Annotated in this window: 12 protein-coding genes; 4 read left to right on the top strand and 8 right to left on the bottom strand. The window is 45.4% G+C overall.

What is annotated here, in order from left to right; translation table 11 throughout:
• Positions 1-57: 57 nt before the first annotated feature.
• Positions 58-2,484, bottom strand: coding sequence for a TonB-dependent receptor (locus tag DDR33_RS02340; RefSeq protein WP_317047409.1), 2,427 nt, complete (start codon positions 2,482-2,484; stop codon positions 58-60).
• Between the two features lie 335 nt (positions 2,485-2,819).
• Here DDR33_RS02340 and DDR33_RS02345 point away from each other — a divergent pair, with 335 nt between their 5' ends.
• Positions 2,820-5,714, top strand: coding sequence for a DEAD/DEAH box helicase (locus tag DDR33_RS02345; protein WP_109414132.1), 2,895 nt, complete (start codon positions 2,820-2,822; stop codon positions 5,712-5,714).
• Here the strand turns inward: DDR33_RS02345 and aat are convergent.
• Positions 5,706-6,335, bottom strand: a complete 630-nt coding sequence (aat, locus tag DDR33_RS02350; protein ID WP_109414133.1) for a leucyl/phenylalanyl-tRNA--protein transferase — start codon at positions 6,333-6,335, stop codon at positions 5,706-5,708. The genes DDR33_RS02345 and aat overlap by 9 nt on opposite strands.
• A 499-nt stretch (positions 6,336-6,834) precedes the next feature.
• Here aat and DDR33_RS02355 point away from each other — a divergent pair, with 499 nt between their 5' ends.
• Positions 6,835-8,226, top strand: a complete 1,392-nt coding sequence (locus tag DDR33_RS02355; protein ID WP_109414134.1) for a DUF1800 domain-containing protein — start codon at positions 6,835-6,837, stop codon at positions 8,224-8,226.
• Between the two features lie 96 nt (positions 8,227-8,322).
• Positions 8,323-9,519, top strand: coding sequence for a DUF1501 domain-containing protein (locus tag DDR33_RS02360; protein ID WP_109414135.1), 1,197 nt, complete (start codon positions 8,323-8,325; stop codon positions 9,517-9,519).
• Positions 9,520-9,582: 63 nt separating this feature from the next.
• On the opposite strand, the gene DDR33_RS02365 is transcribed toward DDR33_RS02360, so the two are convergent.
• From DDR33_RS02365 to rbfA, 4 genes are read right to left on the bottom strand one after another with little or no spacing between them, the layout of a single operon-like run.
• Positions 9,583-10,251, bottom strand: a complete 669-nt coding sequence (locus tag DDR33_RS02365; protein ID WP_109414136.1) for a TonB family protein — start codon at positions 10,249-10,251, stop codon at positions 9,583-9,585.
• Between the two features lie 27 nt (positions 10,252-10,278).
• Positions 10,279-10,953 carry a peptidoglycan DD-metalloendopeptidase family protein gene (locus DDR33_RS02370; protein ID WP_109414137.1) on the bottom strand — a complete coding sequence of 225 codons (675 nt, stop codon included), beginning with the start codon at positions 10,951-10,953 and terminating at the stop codon, positions 10,279-10,281.
• A 5-nt stretch (positions 10,954-10,958) separates the two neighbouring features.
• Positions 10,959-11,588, bottom strand: coding sequence for a PAQR family membrane homeostasis protein TrhA (gene trhA / locus DDR33_RS02375; RefSeq protein WP_109414138.1), 630 nt, complete (start codon positions 11,586-11,588; stop codon positions 10,959-10,961).
• Positions 11,585-11,959: a 30S ribosome-binding factor RbfA gene (rbfA, locus tag DDR33_RS02380; protein ID WP_109414139.1), complete on the bottom strand. Its 375-nt coding sequence runs from the start codon at positions 11,957-11,959 to the stop codon at positions 11,585-11,587. The genes trhA and rbfA overlap by 4 nt, the downstream gene beginning before the upstream one ends.
• A 250-nt stretch (positions 11,960-12,209) precedes the next feature.
• Between rbfA and DDR33_RS02385 the strand changes: the two genes are divergently transcribed.
• Positions 12,210-13,058: a universal stress protein gene (locus tag DDR33_RS02385; protein ID WP_109414140.1), complete on the top strand. Its 849-nt coding sequence runs from the start codon at positions 12,210-12,212 to the stop codon at positions 13,056-13,058.
• A gap of 14 nt (positions 13,059-13,072) precedes the next feature.
• On the opposite strand, the gene hflX is transcribed toward DDR33_RS02385, so the two are convergent.
• Together hflX and trpC are read right to left on the bottom strand one after the other, a co-directional pair.
• On the bottom strand, positions 13,073-14,248 hold the full coding sequence (hflX, locus tag DDR33_RS02390; RefSeq protein WP_109414141.1) for a GTPase HflX: 1,176 nt from the start codon (positions 14,246-14,248) through the stop codon (positions 13,073-13,075).
• A 44-nt stretch (positions 14,249-14,292) separates the two neighbouring features.
• A complete protein-coding gene (trpC, locus tag DDR33_RS02395) occupies positions 14,293-15,132 on the bottom strand; it encodes an indole-3-glycerol phosphate synthase TrpC (protein WP_109414142.1) in 840 nt (279 codons plus the stop codon).
• Between the last annotated feature and the right edge of the window lie 88 nt (positions 15,133-15,220).

The raw sequence follows: 15,220 nt of genomic DNA on the forward strand, positions 1-15,220 counted from the left end.
TAGTATCAGGAAGATGCTCATGACGCGGGAACATCTTCCTGATACTATTTCATGTTTCTAAAATTTTACATTCAGGGACAGAAAGAAGTTCCTGGTTGCCTGGGGAAAATAGGAGTTCTCAGTATAAAGAGGTCCCCCCTGTGCAATGGATCTGTAGGTGAATCCATTGTTTTCGTATAGCTCGCCGAATAGATTGTTCACCTGAAGGGCAATGCCAACATTCTTTATTTTTCCGGCCCTGATGTTATACCGGAGGCAGAGATCATTTACAAAGAATGCTTCCAGGACCCTGTCGCGGTTGGAGGGGGCATCAATTCCCGTGTTCCTGTTGGAAGTATTATCCAGGTTCTGTCTGCTGACATATTTACTCAGCAGGGCCAGTTCAACGGCTTGAAGGGGCTTGAAACTTATTTCACTTGATCCTATAAAAGATGGGGAAAAAGCAATGTTACTGTTTTTGTATTCAAAACTTTCTTCCCCTACAGTATTCCAGTCATCATCCACAACCGCCACATATTCGACAAAACGCCTGATCTTGTTGCGGCTTAAACTTGCAGTGGCCGACCAGCTCAGAGCTGGCAGGATCTGCCAGCTTCCATCGAGCTCCAGGCCGATGCGGTAACTGTCCGGAACGTTTTGACGGGTAAAAGCACCTACGTCGTTGATCTTGCCGGTCAGGATAAGCTGGTCTTTATAGAACATCCCGAAGGCGTTGATCCCTGCCTGGTAGTTAGATCCCCTCATCCTGTACCCTGTTTCTATATCATTCAGCTTCTCTGCTTTTGGTCTGCTCCCGGGAGTTGACTCCGTATAGTCGTCGCGGTTAGGCTCCTTATGGGCCATTGCAAAGGACGCGTAGAAATTGCTGGTGTTATTGATCAGCCAGGTGAACCCGAACTTAGGATTAAAGAAATTGAGATTATCTTTTTGCTGTACATTACGCAGGTTGCGGTCATATCCCAGGAATGAATATCCTATTCTGCGGTATTGCATATCGGCAAAGACATTCACCTTTCCCACCTGGTAAGTTGCCCGTGCATAAGTGTTGAAATCTGTCTTAACTGCATTATCCTCATAGTACTTTTTCCGGATGCTTTCCTGGTTTGATGAGATATCAGTATAAGGGACGTCTGCCCATACCACTTCTCCGAAGTGATCTCCGCGATATTCATTATACGCGCCTCCGAGAGTGAAGTCGAGTGAGTTTTCAGGCTTGTAGTTTAATGAGTAGGTAAGACCGTAGAAATCGTTATCAAGCCATCTTCTCCGGATGATGTTCGCTTTTTCAACAGCTGATCCGTTGAGCACAGGCGGCGTAATGCTATAGTTTTTCAGCGAATCGGCGTCTTTGAATTCCTCATAGTAACCGCGTCCGTAGGTGTAATGGAAAGCGGTATTAACGGATAGTTTATCACTGAAAGTATGGGTGTAATGAAGCTGATAGTGATCCTGCTGGTAGTTATCAGTCTGATCTTCATATGTGTAGTGGTTGTAGGTGCGGTTCGTATCCAGGATACTTTCCGGGATACCGTACCACGACTGATAGGTCTTTTCTTTACCCGAGAACACATTTACCCTCACCAGATCCTTTTTTCCATAGAAGGCGCCGGTTACAAAGAACGATTTAAGATCTGAGGAAGCTCTGTCTATGTATCCGTCTGATTTAATCCGTGACAGCCTTGCATCGAACGTGAACTTGTTGTTGATCAGTCCTGTTCCTACATTGATGGTGTTCTTCCAGGTATCGTATGATCCAAAAGTATTGTTCAGTTCCGCATAAGCCGAGTCTCTTCTCGTTGTAGTCTGCACATTTAAACTTCCCCCGAAGGCCGCTGCGCCGTTTGTGGAAGTGCCTACCCCTCGCTGAATCTGGATATTATCTACTGAAGATGCAAAATCAGGCAGATTTACAAAGAAAGCACCCTGACTTTCGGCATCGTTCAGAGGGATTCCGTTGAGGGTAACATTTATGCGTGTTGCATCGCTTCCCCTGATCCTGATCCCGGTGTAGCCGATCCCAGTGCCTGCATCTGAACTGACCACCACGGAGGGTGTCTGATTCAGCAGGTATGGAAGGTCCTGTCCAAGGTTGTTTTTCGCCAGTTCTTCCCTGCTGATGTTACGATAGGTGGTGGCTGCATTTTCACCGGCGCGGGTGGCTTTTACAATTACCTCGTCGGTAACAAAATTGTTCGGCGACAACTGGATGTTGAGTGTTTCGTTTCCCGATACTTTAACTGTCTGATTTACCTCCCTGTATCCGATATAGCGTATCCTGACGGGATAAGAACCCGGTTTCAGGTTGCCAATGCTGAATTCGCCGGAAGAATTCGCGGAGTTTGAAAGATTGCCAATCAGAACACTGGCTCCCGGTAATGGTTGCTGTGAATGGATGTCGGTGATCCTCCCTTTAACGGAGAACTGGGCTGATGCGACATAAGGCATCAGAATCGTCATGAAGACGATCAGAATGTGTTTTCTCACTTAAATTTTAAAAACTAGTTAAACATAGTGTACGCAAGGGTCACGTACATTTTTTAACTTTTACCATCCCTACGCCGGCATTATCCGGATCAGGTGCCCGACATGAAGTTTCGTTCTTAACGTACTTCTGCCGGTGGGTATGATCTCAGCCTTTTTTTGTGTCGGAGAAAACGCAGATTGCGTCTTCTTCAAACAAGGCACCCCTTAAGACGCGGCAAATATAATACATATTTTGGATTGCCTGCAAGCCCTGCCATTTTGAATTCGCTATAATTCTCCTTATGTTTATCCCCTTTTAGGCGACATCTTAAATAACTTTATTGAGCCATTTGTCAATGTTGAGGGTTGAAAGTTCGAAACCATATAAAGTTGTATATTCTCTGTGCAGGCATGAATACCTTGGATTTTTAATCGAGCCACATGTTGTTCAGTTAAATCCCGACGGCGATTTTTCTCTCACGCATCAGCGTCTTTTTACGAATACTGCAAAAGAATTTTCAGCGTCTCTGGATGAAACAGATCTAAAACTGATTAAGCTTCTTGAGGAAACGGAACAGGGGCATATTATCAAGCGCTATTATAAAAAACCGATCCGTCCTCTTGAGTTCTTCAGCAAGATATATGATGACAAATTGCATCAGGCAATACGTCCCAAAATAGAGAGAAAAGTAATAGAGGCTCTTGCCCTGCTACATGATAAACCATTTTATCTCATGAGCAAGGAAGGATGGCCGGTAGAGCGACAGTTATCCATAGCCTCGGAGGCTGCCACGGTGTTGTTTCACTTCAGAAGGAACGATGAGGAGACCCGCTACTTCCCGACGATAAAATATCAGGGGATCCGGATTGAATTCATGTTTAAAGATGCGCAGATTATCTGTAACGATCCTGCTTGGCTCCTTCTTGAAGATGTCCTTTACTATTTCGAGGGAGACCTGGAGGGGAAAAAACTTCAGCCTTTTCTTAATAAGAGATATATTTCAATCCCCAAAACTGCGGAGAATGCTTATTTCGAGCGCTTTGTGGCGCCCCTGATAGAGAAACACCATGTTTACGCAGAGGGATTCGTGATCAACACGGAGAAATTTGACGCTGTTCCGGTACTGAAGGTGATATTTGTTCCGGAGGGGTATTCCCAACTCCAGCTTTATTTCCGGTATGGAACATATGTGTTCTCTGCCGGGAACGACCGGAAGGTTTCTGTCAGGATGGAAAAAGATAAAGACAATTACATTTTCCACAGGATAAAGCGGTCTATAGATAGAGAAAAAGCGAAACTCGGGGAGTTACTCAGTCTTGGCCTCAGGAATACTGGTGGGCTGTTTGTTCAGCTGGAAGCGCCAAGAATGCCGGATGATGACCCTTCCTTCACTGTCATCAACTGGTTGAATGCCCATCATGATACCCTGATGGAGAAAGGTTTTGTAATAGAGCAGCAGGAAGGAGGTAAGCGCTTCCTGTTCGGACACAGCAATATTAACCTTGAAATTGAGGAGAATAATGATTGGTTCGACCTGAAAGCGGTGGTCCGCTTCGGTCCGTTCACGATTCCTTTTATTGATCTGCGACACCACATTCTTAACAAGGTGAGGGAGTTTGTACTCCCGTCCGGAGAGGTTGCCATTATTCCGGAGGAATGGTTCTCCCGCTATGGCAGCCTGCTGAGTTTTACCGACAAGACCCATGGCGAACTTCGCCTGAAGAAACATCATATTGGGCTGATCGCCGATTTTGCCGACAGCGAACTGGCTTCTCTGACAATAGACCGGAAGCTTCAAAATCTGTCCGATTTTGAAGAGATTGAGCAAACTCCGGTTCCCGTGAACTTTAAAGGAGAGCTCAGGGCTTACCAGAAGGCTGGTTATAACTGGTTTCATTTTTTAAGGAAGTACAACTTCGGAGGATGTCTGGCTGACGATATGGGGCTTGGAAAAACGGTGCAGACTCTTGCACTTCTTCAAAAGATTAAAGAAGAGGATCTGGAAGAAGGAAAGCGGTCGACCTCGCTTATTATAATGCCCACTTCGCTTATCTATAACTGGCTGAATGAGGCAGTAAAGTTTGCCCCGGATCTGAACACCCTCGTACATACCGGTACTTTCAGAAATAAGGAGGTTGAACTGTTTATGCAGTACGACGTTGTATTTACCACTTACGGTATTACGCGTGTGGATGCAGAACTGATGGAGCATCTTTATTTCAATTATATTATTCTGGATGAAAGTCAGAATATCAAAAACCCGGATTCAAAAGCCTATAAAGCGGTCAGAAAGTTAAAATCGAAACATAAGCTTATCCTGAGCGGTACGCCTGTTGAGAACTCTGTAAATGACCTCTGGACGCAGATGTCTTTTATCAATGCAGGGCTGCTGGGGAGCCGGCACTTTTTCCAGGACAGTTTTGTTAACCCTATTGAGAAAAAGAAGGATGAGGAGAAAGCAAAGAAGCTGCAGGCTATTATCAAGCCGTTTGTACTTCGCAGAACAAAGGGGCAGGTAGCGAAAGAATTGCCTGAAAAAACGGAACAGATATTTTATTGCAGGATGTGTGAGGAGCAGGCCGAGTATTACGAAAAGATTAAATCGGAATACAGGAATGAACTTCTCCGGACACTTGAAGACGGAACTTTCCAGCGTTCGCAGATACAGGTGCTGCAGGGGCTGACAAAGCTTCGGCAGATCGCCAATCATCCCCAGATGATCGATAGCGAGTATGAGGGCGAGTCTGGCAAGTTTGAGAATGTTATTCATACCCTTGAGAATGTGCTGGCCGAAGGACATAAAGTACTGGTGTTTTCCCAGTTTGTGAAGCAGCTGGATCTGTACCGTAAGTATCTTGATAAGGAGGGGGTACCCTATGTTTACCTGGATGGCGCCACTAAAAACCGGGGAGAAGTAGTGGAAGAATTTCAGAAGAACAACGAGATCAAGCTTTTTCTCATCTCCCTGAAAGCCGGAGGCGTGGGGCTGAATCTTACCGAGGCCGACTATGTGTTCATGCTTGATCCTTGGTGGAACCCGGCAGTAGAACAGCAGGCGATTGACCGTACGCACCGGATAGGGCAGACGAAGAACGTATTTATCTACAAGTTTATTACAAAGGATAGTGTAGAAGAGAAGATCGTGGCCCTTCAGAACAGAAAACGCTCGTTCGCGGAATCACTGATTACTACAGAAGAAAGTTTTGTGAAGTCCCTGACTGCCGAGGATATCAGGGAGATCTTAAACTAGATACGTCATATAGGTCTCCCTGGAAATCATCTCTGCACCCATACTACCAAGATGTTCTGTGTAAACCTGGCAGTCTATTAATGCATAGTTGCTGTTCTGGCAGAGCCAGGCAAGAGCTGTTTTTGAGGCATTGCTCTTTCTGCTGAACATACTTTCGCCACAGAAGACCCGGCCCATGGATACACCATACAGGCCACCGGCAAGTTCTTCATTCTCCCACACTTCTACCGAATGTGCAAAGCCCAGTGTATGAAGCCTGGTATAGGCTTCTTTCATCTCCTGTGTGATCCAGGTGCCGTCCTGGCCTTCCCGTGCGACTGTACTACAAGCCTCAATCACGTCTTCAAACGCCTGATCCAGAGTAACCCTGTATTTTCCGGACCGGAGTACCTGCCGCATACTTTTAGAGATGCGGAGCTTTTCGGGATATAATACAAAGCGCTCATGAGGTGAGTACCATAATACGGGTGTCTCCTCTGAATACCAGGGGAATACCCCGGAGCTATATGCCTTCAGTAACCTGGCTGGTGACAGATCTCCGCCTACGGCCAGTAACCCGTCTTCCTCTGCAAGCTCAGGAGGTGGAAAAGCAATATCTTTATCGTCAAGTCTGAAAATCATTTACACATGTCTTCGCTCATACCGGATCTGCAAATATACACCTGCGCTTCCACTATCCGGTGTTTCCTGATCGTAAACCCGTAAATTCAAATGTCGTAAATCTCCTCAGGCCTTCTTCTTGATCACCAGTTTCTTATTCAGCGACTTAGAGATATCGTCCATAAACTTCTGCATCTCTGCATATTTCTCCGCAGGAATGACGTGTTTTTTTAAGGAGAATACGGAGGTGCTTTTTACTTCATGGCTGGCGGCGTCATAGGATATTTAGCTCTCATTCTGAGCGTTCGCAACAAGAAAGGCGTTCAGAACTAATAATAGTGAAAGGAAGGCTGGTTTCATAATTTAATTAAAGGTGAGATAAAGGTAGAAAATGATTTTAATTTGACAATAGCGTTTGAGCTTTTTTCTGCAAGGGGGCTTTTAGAATAACATTCCGGTTAAACCTGCCGTTAAATATAGAGTCAATAGAGAAAGCATCTGCCAGTCAGGCTATCATCGGATGAAAAGAACAAAGCAAAGCGATCAGGCGAAACATCTGTACTCCCGTGCTACTTTCGGGGTTCATTATTCCGAATTTGAGAAGTTATCGGATATGTCTGTCAGGAAGGCGGTAAGGCGGCTTTTTGAACAGGCGGAAGCTGACGATCCTCTCACAGAGGTAACAGAGCTTCTGCAACGTCCTCCTAGAGAAGACAATCCGACAGAGGAGGAAATAAAAGATTATTTACGCAGAAGAAACGAGCAGGAGCGATCTGTGAATATAGCCTGGATGAGAAGGCTGGCTGAAACTAAAGCTCCGCTGCTGGAGAAGATGACCCTTTTCTGGCATGGACACTTTGCCTGCCGGATGAACGACGGGTATTATCTTCAGCAGTTGAATAATGTGCAAAGGAAGAATGCTCTCGGTAATTTTCGTACGCTGCTTCTTGAGGTTGCAAAAGCTCCGGCAATGCTTTCGTTCCTTAATAATCAACAAAATAAAAAAGGCCATCCGAACGAAAATTTCGCCAGGGAGCTGATGGAATTATTCACTCTTGGCAGGGGGCACTATACAGAAAACGATATTAAGCAATCGGCACGTGCGTTTACCGGCTGGCAGTACAAGGGGAAGACCGGTGAGTTTTTCTATAATGTCAGACAGCATGATACGGATACTAAAACTTTTTTTGAGAAAACAGGAAATTTTTCCGGTGAAGACATCATCGATATGATCCTGGCGAAGAAGCAAACCGCATATTTCATCTCTGAAAAGATATATAAGTTCTTTGTCAACGATTCTCCCGATCCCGGGCATGTAAAAGAGCTGGCAGATGTTTTTTATAAATCGGGGTATGAAGTAAAACCTCTTGTGGAAAAGATGTTTACCAGTGAGTGGTTTTACGATCAAAAGAATGTGGGGAACAAGATCAAGTCGCCGGTCGAGCTGCTGACAGGGTTAAACCGCCAGTTTAGTATCCGCTATGAAAATCCTGCTGTACTGCTTCAATTGCAGCGGTCAATGGGACAGGCTCTGTTTTATCCGCCTAATGTCGCAGGATGGCCCGGAGGTCAGAACTGGATTGACAGCTCCTCTCTGTTAACAAGGATGAAGCTGCCTTCGCTTCTTTTGAACGGAGGAGTTATAGATACCGGAGGCAAGGCAGACCCGGAGGATGAGGCGTTTATTGCCGCTGCGAAAAGACAACAGCTAAAGGTAGAACGGCGGGTAAAAACCCAGCCCGGCTGGGACATATTCCTGAAGGACATTCCAAGCGATGTAAAGCTCTCCGAACTTGCTTATTTCCTGATTGCAGGCGATCCGGAGCGGCATAGTTTAAATAGCATAGGTACCGGGAGTATCCGCAGCATGGTGCTGCAATTGCTCAGCACCCCCGAATATCAGCTTTGCTGAAAAAGTTTAACTAATTAGCAACTGAACGTTTAAGAGTATAAAGTTAACATCGCGGCGGTAAGCTGATAGCTGATAGCCGGTTACTGACAGCCAAAAATGAAAAGAAGAGATTTTCTAAAAAACACTGCCCTGGCATCAGGAGCTTTTCTGATACCCTCTTTTCTCAAGCCGCTCGAAGTGCTTGGAGCATCAGAGTTATCGGGTTACAGGAACCTCGTGATTATCCAGCTTTCGGGTGGGAACGACGGTTTGAATACCGTGGTGCCTTACGGAATGGATGCTTACTATCAAAAACGTACCAGCATCGCACTTCCTCCAAATGATCTGATCAGACTAAATGAATTGCAGGGGCTTAATCCTAACATGGAAGCTCTCCGGGAGATCTATGACCAGGGATGGATGGGCATATTGAACAGCGTTGGCTATCCGAATCCCGACAGATCACATTTTCGTTCGATGGATATCTGGCAAACCGCCAGCAATTCCGAGGAGTATCTTACCACTGGCTGGATCGGCCGTTACCTGGATTCAAACTGCCAGACGTGTAAAGATCCTTATACGGCAATTGAGGTAGATGATTCCCTTTCTCTTGCCTTAAAAGGGCATACTAAAAAGGGAATTGCCGTACAGGATCCCGGCAAGCTTTTTAACAATACCAGGGAACCCTTCTTCAGGGAAGTTGTCCATTCGCCCGATAAGCATTTAAATGAAGATAACCTGGGGTACTTGTATAAGACCATGATCGAAACATATTCTTCTGCCGCTTATATTCAGAATACAGCCAGGACCTACCAGAGTAAGATGGACTATCCCCAGACTGGATTTGCCAGCCAGTTGAAAACGGTTGCCCGTTTTATTAACAGTGGGTTAAAAACCAGAGTGTACTATGTGTCTCTTAGCGGTTTCGACACCCATACCGGGCAGAAGGATCAGCAGGGGCGCTTGCTGAAGCAATACAGCGAAGGACTTGCTGCCTTTTTAAAGGAACTGAAGATGACTGACCGGCTCGATGATACCCTGGTGTTAACTTTTTCAGAGTTTGGCAGACGTGTGGAGCAAAATGCCAGTAATGGAACGGACCATGGAACTGCCAACAATGTATTTGTTTTCGGGGGCAAGCTGAAGAAACCAGGTATCTATAATGAAGCGCCGGATCTGGCGAATTTGGATAACGGGGATTTGAAATATAAAATTGATTTCCGCGAGGTTTATGCTACTGTACTGGATAAATGGCTTGATGTGAATAACAGCCAGATATTGAACCGTAAATTCTCGGGGCTGGATTTTGTATAATAAAAAAGCAGTTCAGGCATTCGAAACCCGGAGTATTGAAAAAGTTCCGCACTTCTTCATGAACTATTTGCAGTTAGCTTCGATCATTTTATCTGCTTTAGAGCTGCCCAGGTTTTTGATAAAATGCAGGTCTTCGCATGCGCCCTGCTTATCGCCCTGCTTGAGCTTTTTAACGGCTTGTTTAAACAGGCCGTCTATATAAGATTCATCAATTCCAAGTTGCTCTTTTAGCTGAATGATCTTTTGTTCGTCTTCACTGCTGTATTTTCCGGGTTGCCGCTGCGAGTAAAAGTTTGTAATGGCAGCAGTAAGCTCTTCCTGTGCCCGGTATGCATGGATCGCTTCCTTAATCTGTTTAGCACTCCGGCCTGCGCATCCATAATCAGTAAGAGAAAAACTGACAGGCATCACCATGACATTAGTGGTGTCAAAATCGTCAGGGACGATCCATTTGCCGGAAGAAAGTCTGACAATCCTCAGCGCTTCCTCATCGAGGTCTATTCCCAACCCGTTTTGGATCCTGGAATCAGATACATGACCGGTACGGGTCAGCCGAAAGCTGACTTCGATCGTTCCCTGAATACAATTCTGCTTGGAGTAACCGGGATATATAAGGTTCTGTGAAATGAAGCTTTGAAGCCCTTTCCTGCCACCTTTAAAAGAAGGTACATCTCCTTGTCCCGCTGATGCAAACAGGCTGGTCAATAAAAGTAGTATCCAGTTCAGTGTCATACGTTATATAACGAATAAACAACTGATTTATTGAAAGGTGTGACGAAGAATTATATCAGGATCCGGGCAATTGGAGAGGTATTCCTCTTTTTCTGATAAACGGCATACGCCGGGGTAGTCACCTTTCATTCCCTGCATATCAAAGATAAGCTGAAAATGAAGGTGGGGGGGCCAGTGTCCATTCTCCTCTGGTACTCCAAATTCTGCGAACGCTTCTCCTGCTTTAATTTCCTGTCCTTCTTGAAGACCGCAGATAGATGCGAGGTTCAAATGGCCATAAAGGGCGTAAAAAATGTTATCATCATTTCCGTGTCTGAGGACGATCGTCGCACCGTAGTCTCCGAAATGATCATTGTACTGAAAGCTGTGTACTCGTGCTTCCAGGGGGCTGTGGACTACCGTTCCTGCTGCTCCCCAGATATCTGTTCCGAGATGAAGGCGGCGCGGTTCCTCTGCTTCCGTGCCGAAATGAGTGCTTCTGCTATATATGGTCCTGTGTTCAGCATATCCGCCTATGCCGTAGCGGCAGCCCCCGGCCCGGAGTTCCTTTTCAATCCATCCGGAAAAGAGAGCTGTATCTGCCAGTATTTCTTCAGTAAGCTGTGTGTTTTCATCCGTGAAGTTCATTGCTAAAAGCCGGTCGGTGCTTTTGTTGAACTCCACAACGGGGTATACAGGATGATTGAAATTCAGGACGCTCATATGATTTACCTGAACAGGTAAAAGTAGATATAAATGAAATGCGAAATGGCTCCCAGCACAACAAATATGTGCCATATTCCGTGGCTGTGAACATATTTGCCCATTGGCCTGTCTTTGTAGTAAAAATAGGTTCCGCCTATATAAAATACGCCTCCCAATAACATCCACACAACCGCGGCCAGCGGAAGAACAGAAAGCATCTGGTGAATGAGGGGCACGATCATACATCCCATCAGGAGATATAACGCAAGCGAAATCCGTTCGTTAGTTAACCGGTTACAAATCTTGAGAAGGCAACCTGAGAGCGCAATCAACCAGATCAACCCGAAAAGCGTCCATTTGGTTGCCCCCGAAAACACCAGCAGGGATGTTGGGGTGTATGTCCCTGCGATCATCAGGTAGATACAGCAATGGTCGAACTTCTGCCAGAAGCGGATCCAGTAATCTGTTACCGGAAAACCATGATAAATAGCGCTGATAAGGAACAGGATAAAGGCACAGGCTCCGTACACAGAGCCGGAGATCATTTCAGCAGGAGTTTCTGACCTGGCGAATAACAAAGCTGCAGCCGGGACTGCAAGCACTGCCGGGAAAGCATGGGTGTAAAAGTTAACAGGTTCCCTGATTACTTTCATTCTTCAGTATCCGGTTGTCTGGGCTCTTTGCTGATCTTATCGAAGATCTTGTCCATACGCTCTACGTATTCATTTGTATCATCTACAAAGAACTCGAGATGAGGGATGATGCGTACCTGGTTTTTTATGCGGCTTCCCAGTTTATATCTGATCTCGCTTGAATGAGCCTTTATGGTATTCAGGGCAAGAGAACTATTCTGATTATTGAAGAAGCTTAAAAATACGCGGGCTATAGCCAGGTCGGGTGTCACCCTCACACGGGTGATCGTTACCAGGGTATTGGGCAAAAAGCTCATCCCTTCCCGTTGAAATATCTCCGCTAAATCTTTTTGGATGACCCCCGCGAATTTTTGCTGACGTTTACTTTCCATGTTATTATAACGTTCCCCTTATCCGAAAGTTGAGAGGATTTTTAATTCTTATGTCTGATGTCAAAGGTAAGTAAATTAGTTCGTTTTGGGTTCCATATACAGGTCATTGTGGCTTTCCGGTGATACCGGTCATTTCTTTTAGTTGCTCCTTTTCGTATTTTTACCTGCAACAGAAACAGAATGCGGCGCTGTGCTGTGCACTTTCTTTTCTTCTTATAACCTGAATGTCTGATTTCTAAATTTCTTATATATGGCAACTATTTTAGTTCCCGTTGATTTTTCGAAGACCGCAGACCATGCTGCGAAGTATGCTTTGCGACTTGCGCAGCAAATAGGTAACTGCCGTCTTCTTCTGCTCCATGTAGTCAGAACGGGATATTATGAAACAATCCTTCCTTCTGTTGATTACACACAATACGGAGATGATGATATTCAAAGGATGAATAATCAGTTTGTCCGCAAATTGAACAATCTTAAAGACCGCCTCACTTCACTCGGAGAAAAGAAAGTGGTGGTAGATATTGCCCTGGAAGAGGGGAACCTCCTTGCCGTTATTAACGAGGTGAATTCCCATGAAGATCCTTTCCTGGTGATAATAGGAAGCAATGGAAAGGATGATCCGGAGGACAAGGATCTTGGGAATAACACGATACGCATCGCCAAAACATCAACCCGGCCGGTACTTGTAGTGCCTCCGGATGCCTTGTTCAAGCCGGTTGAAAAGGTAGTGCTTGCCTGCGACTTTCGCCAGATCAGGGAAATAATCCCTGTTGATAACCTGAAAAGCTTTTTAAGCATCTTTAACGCCAGGCTGGATGTTCTGAATGTCAGCCCGGTGGGAGAGCAGCCAAAAGAAGAAGTGCTCAAAGAACAGGCCTTACTGGATGAGATGCTCAGCGATGTAGAACACGAATACCGGTTTACTGAACATAAAAACATTACGGAAGGGATCCTGGACTATTCAAAAAGCTGCCGGGCTCAGATTATTATTTCACTACCCCGGAAATACAGCTTTTTTGAATCCATTCTTCACGACAGTGTATCTGCTAAACTGACTTTCCGCTCTGATAAGCCTGTACTCCTGTTAAGGGCTGTTTAGCGGGAAAGATACCCTTATTGCAAGGGTGCATAAGGGTATCTTTGCATGTGAATATCCTTCACCTTGTCGAATACAATTGTTCTGAACTCCTCTATATTCTCCCTGTTTAGGGCTGAGATGAATACAGCCGGGCTGTTATGCCGGCTCATCCAGGTATTTCTGAAATCGTCCAGTGTCAGTGTCCCGCTTTCTTCAGTGCCTTCATGGCGGTAAGCGTCTATTTTATTAAAGACGGTGATGGTCTCTTTATTAGCAGCTCCAAGATCCTTAAGTGTTTCATTTACGGTCCGGATCTGGTCTTCAAAGCCGGGATGGGAAATGTCTACCACATGAATCAGGATATCAGCTTCCCTGACCTCGTCGAGTGTTGACTTGAAACATTCTACGAGGTGATGCGGTAACTTCCGGATAAAGCCCACCGTGTCGGAAAGCAGGAAGGGAAGATTTTCGATCACCACTTTTCTTACAGTAGTGTCGAGGGTGGCGAAAAGCTTGTTTTCAGCAAAGACATCCGACTTTGAGATCATGTTCATGATCGTCGACTTACCGACGTTGGTATATCCAACCAGGGCTACTCTTACCAGTTCACCACGGTTTTTTCGCTGGGTTTCATTCTGCTTGTCAATCAGCTTCAGTTTTTCTTTCAGAAGAGCAATCTTATTCTGGATCATCCGCCGGTCACTTTCTATCTGCGATTCCCCGGGACCGCGCATCCCGATCCCCCCTTTCTGCCGTTCAAGGTGCGTCCACATCCTGGTCAGGCGGGGTAAAAGATATTGTAATTGTGCCAGTTCTACCTGTGTTTTAGCCTGTGCTGTCTGCGCCCTCCGCGCGAAAATATCAAGAATGAGACTGCTCCTGTCGAGGATCTTCACTTCTAATTCCCGTTCGATATTACGGATCTGTGAAGGAGACAGCTCATCATCAAATACTACCAGATCTATTTCCTCTGATTTTACATAGGCCTGTATCTCCTCAAGTTTTCCTTTTCCAACGAATGTTGCCCGGTCGGCTCTTTGCATCCGCTGAGTAAAGATATTTTCGGTTATCCCCCCCGCTGTGTCCAGAAGAAACTTCAGCTCTTCAAGATATTCGCGTTCCTGCTCTTCAGTCTCATCCGGAGTGATTATCCCCACCAGCACTGCACGTTCGGGTTTTACCGCTGTATCATAAAATTTTTGTCTCGCCATATTTCTGTATCTTCAGGCAACTTCAATGCCTGATGTCTTTTTAATTATCTGCCTGTTTTTAACCGGGAGCTGAATTCCTGCATGGCAGCACCCGGGTCAGCTTCTTTCATAAAATTCTCGCCGATCAGGAATCCATTAAACCCGGCATCTTTTAGTTCTAATATAGTTTCGGTTTTACTTATTCCGCTCTCAGATATCTTCAGGAAGTTTCCGGGTATTTTCTCTACAAGATCAAACGAATGCTGAACTGAAACGGAAAAGTCGGAAAGATTACGGTTGTTGACTCCAATTGCATCCAGATCTGCGCATATACTTTCTTCGAGTTCACTTAGCTTGTGTACTTCCAGCAGAGTATTCAGTCCAAGACTCTTAGCCAGTTGTGCAAAACGTGCAATGGTGTGCGGCTTCAGTACCGAAGCAATTAAGAGGATGATATCGGCACCTATAGCCTTCGCTTCAATGATCTGATATTCATCCAGTATGAAATCTTTCCTTAAAACAGGAATGTTATTCACACTCCTGGCCTCAATCAGATCCTTTATACTGCCGCCAAAAAACTCCCTGTCGGTTAAAACAGAGATCGCCGAAGCGCCTGCATCAGCGTATTGCCTGGTTACCCCCGCTGCGTCCGCCTGGTCATTGATAATCCCTTTGGATGGAGAAGCGCGTTTAAACTCGGCAATAATACCGGTTCGCTCCGGAGCCAGCAAAGACTGGCGCAAAGAATAGCACTTTCTGTCAAAAAGTTCACTTTCCTCCAGCCTGCTCACTCCTACTTTAAGCCTGGCTTCTTTGATTTCAATAAGCTTATTCGCAACGATTTCATCGAGGATACCCCCTGGTTGCTTAAAAGGAGACGACGGATCCGATATATGAGGTAACATTTTGATTTACGATTTTAGATTTACAAAATACGATCTTGCCGGAATTGGCAAAAATCGTATTTTATTGATAGTATATTTGTTTTATTTA

The organism is Pararcticibacter amylolyticus (assembly GCF_003130405.1).
GTDB classification, from domain to species: domain Bacteria; phylum Bacteroidota; class Bacteroidia; order Sphingobacteriales; family Sphingobacteriaceae; genus Arcticibacter; species Arcticibacter amylolyticus.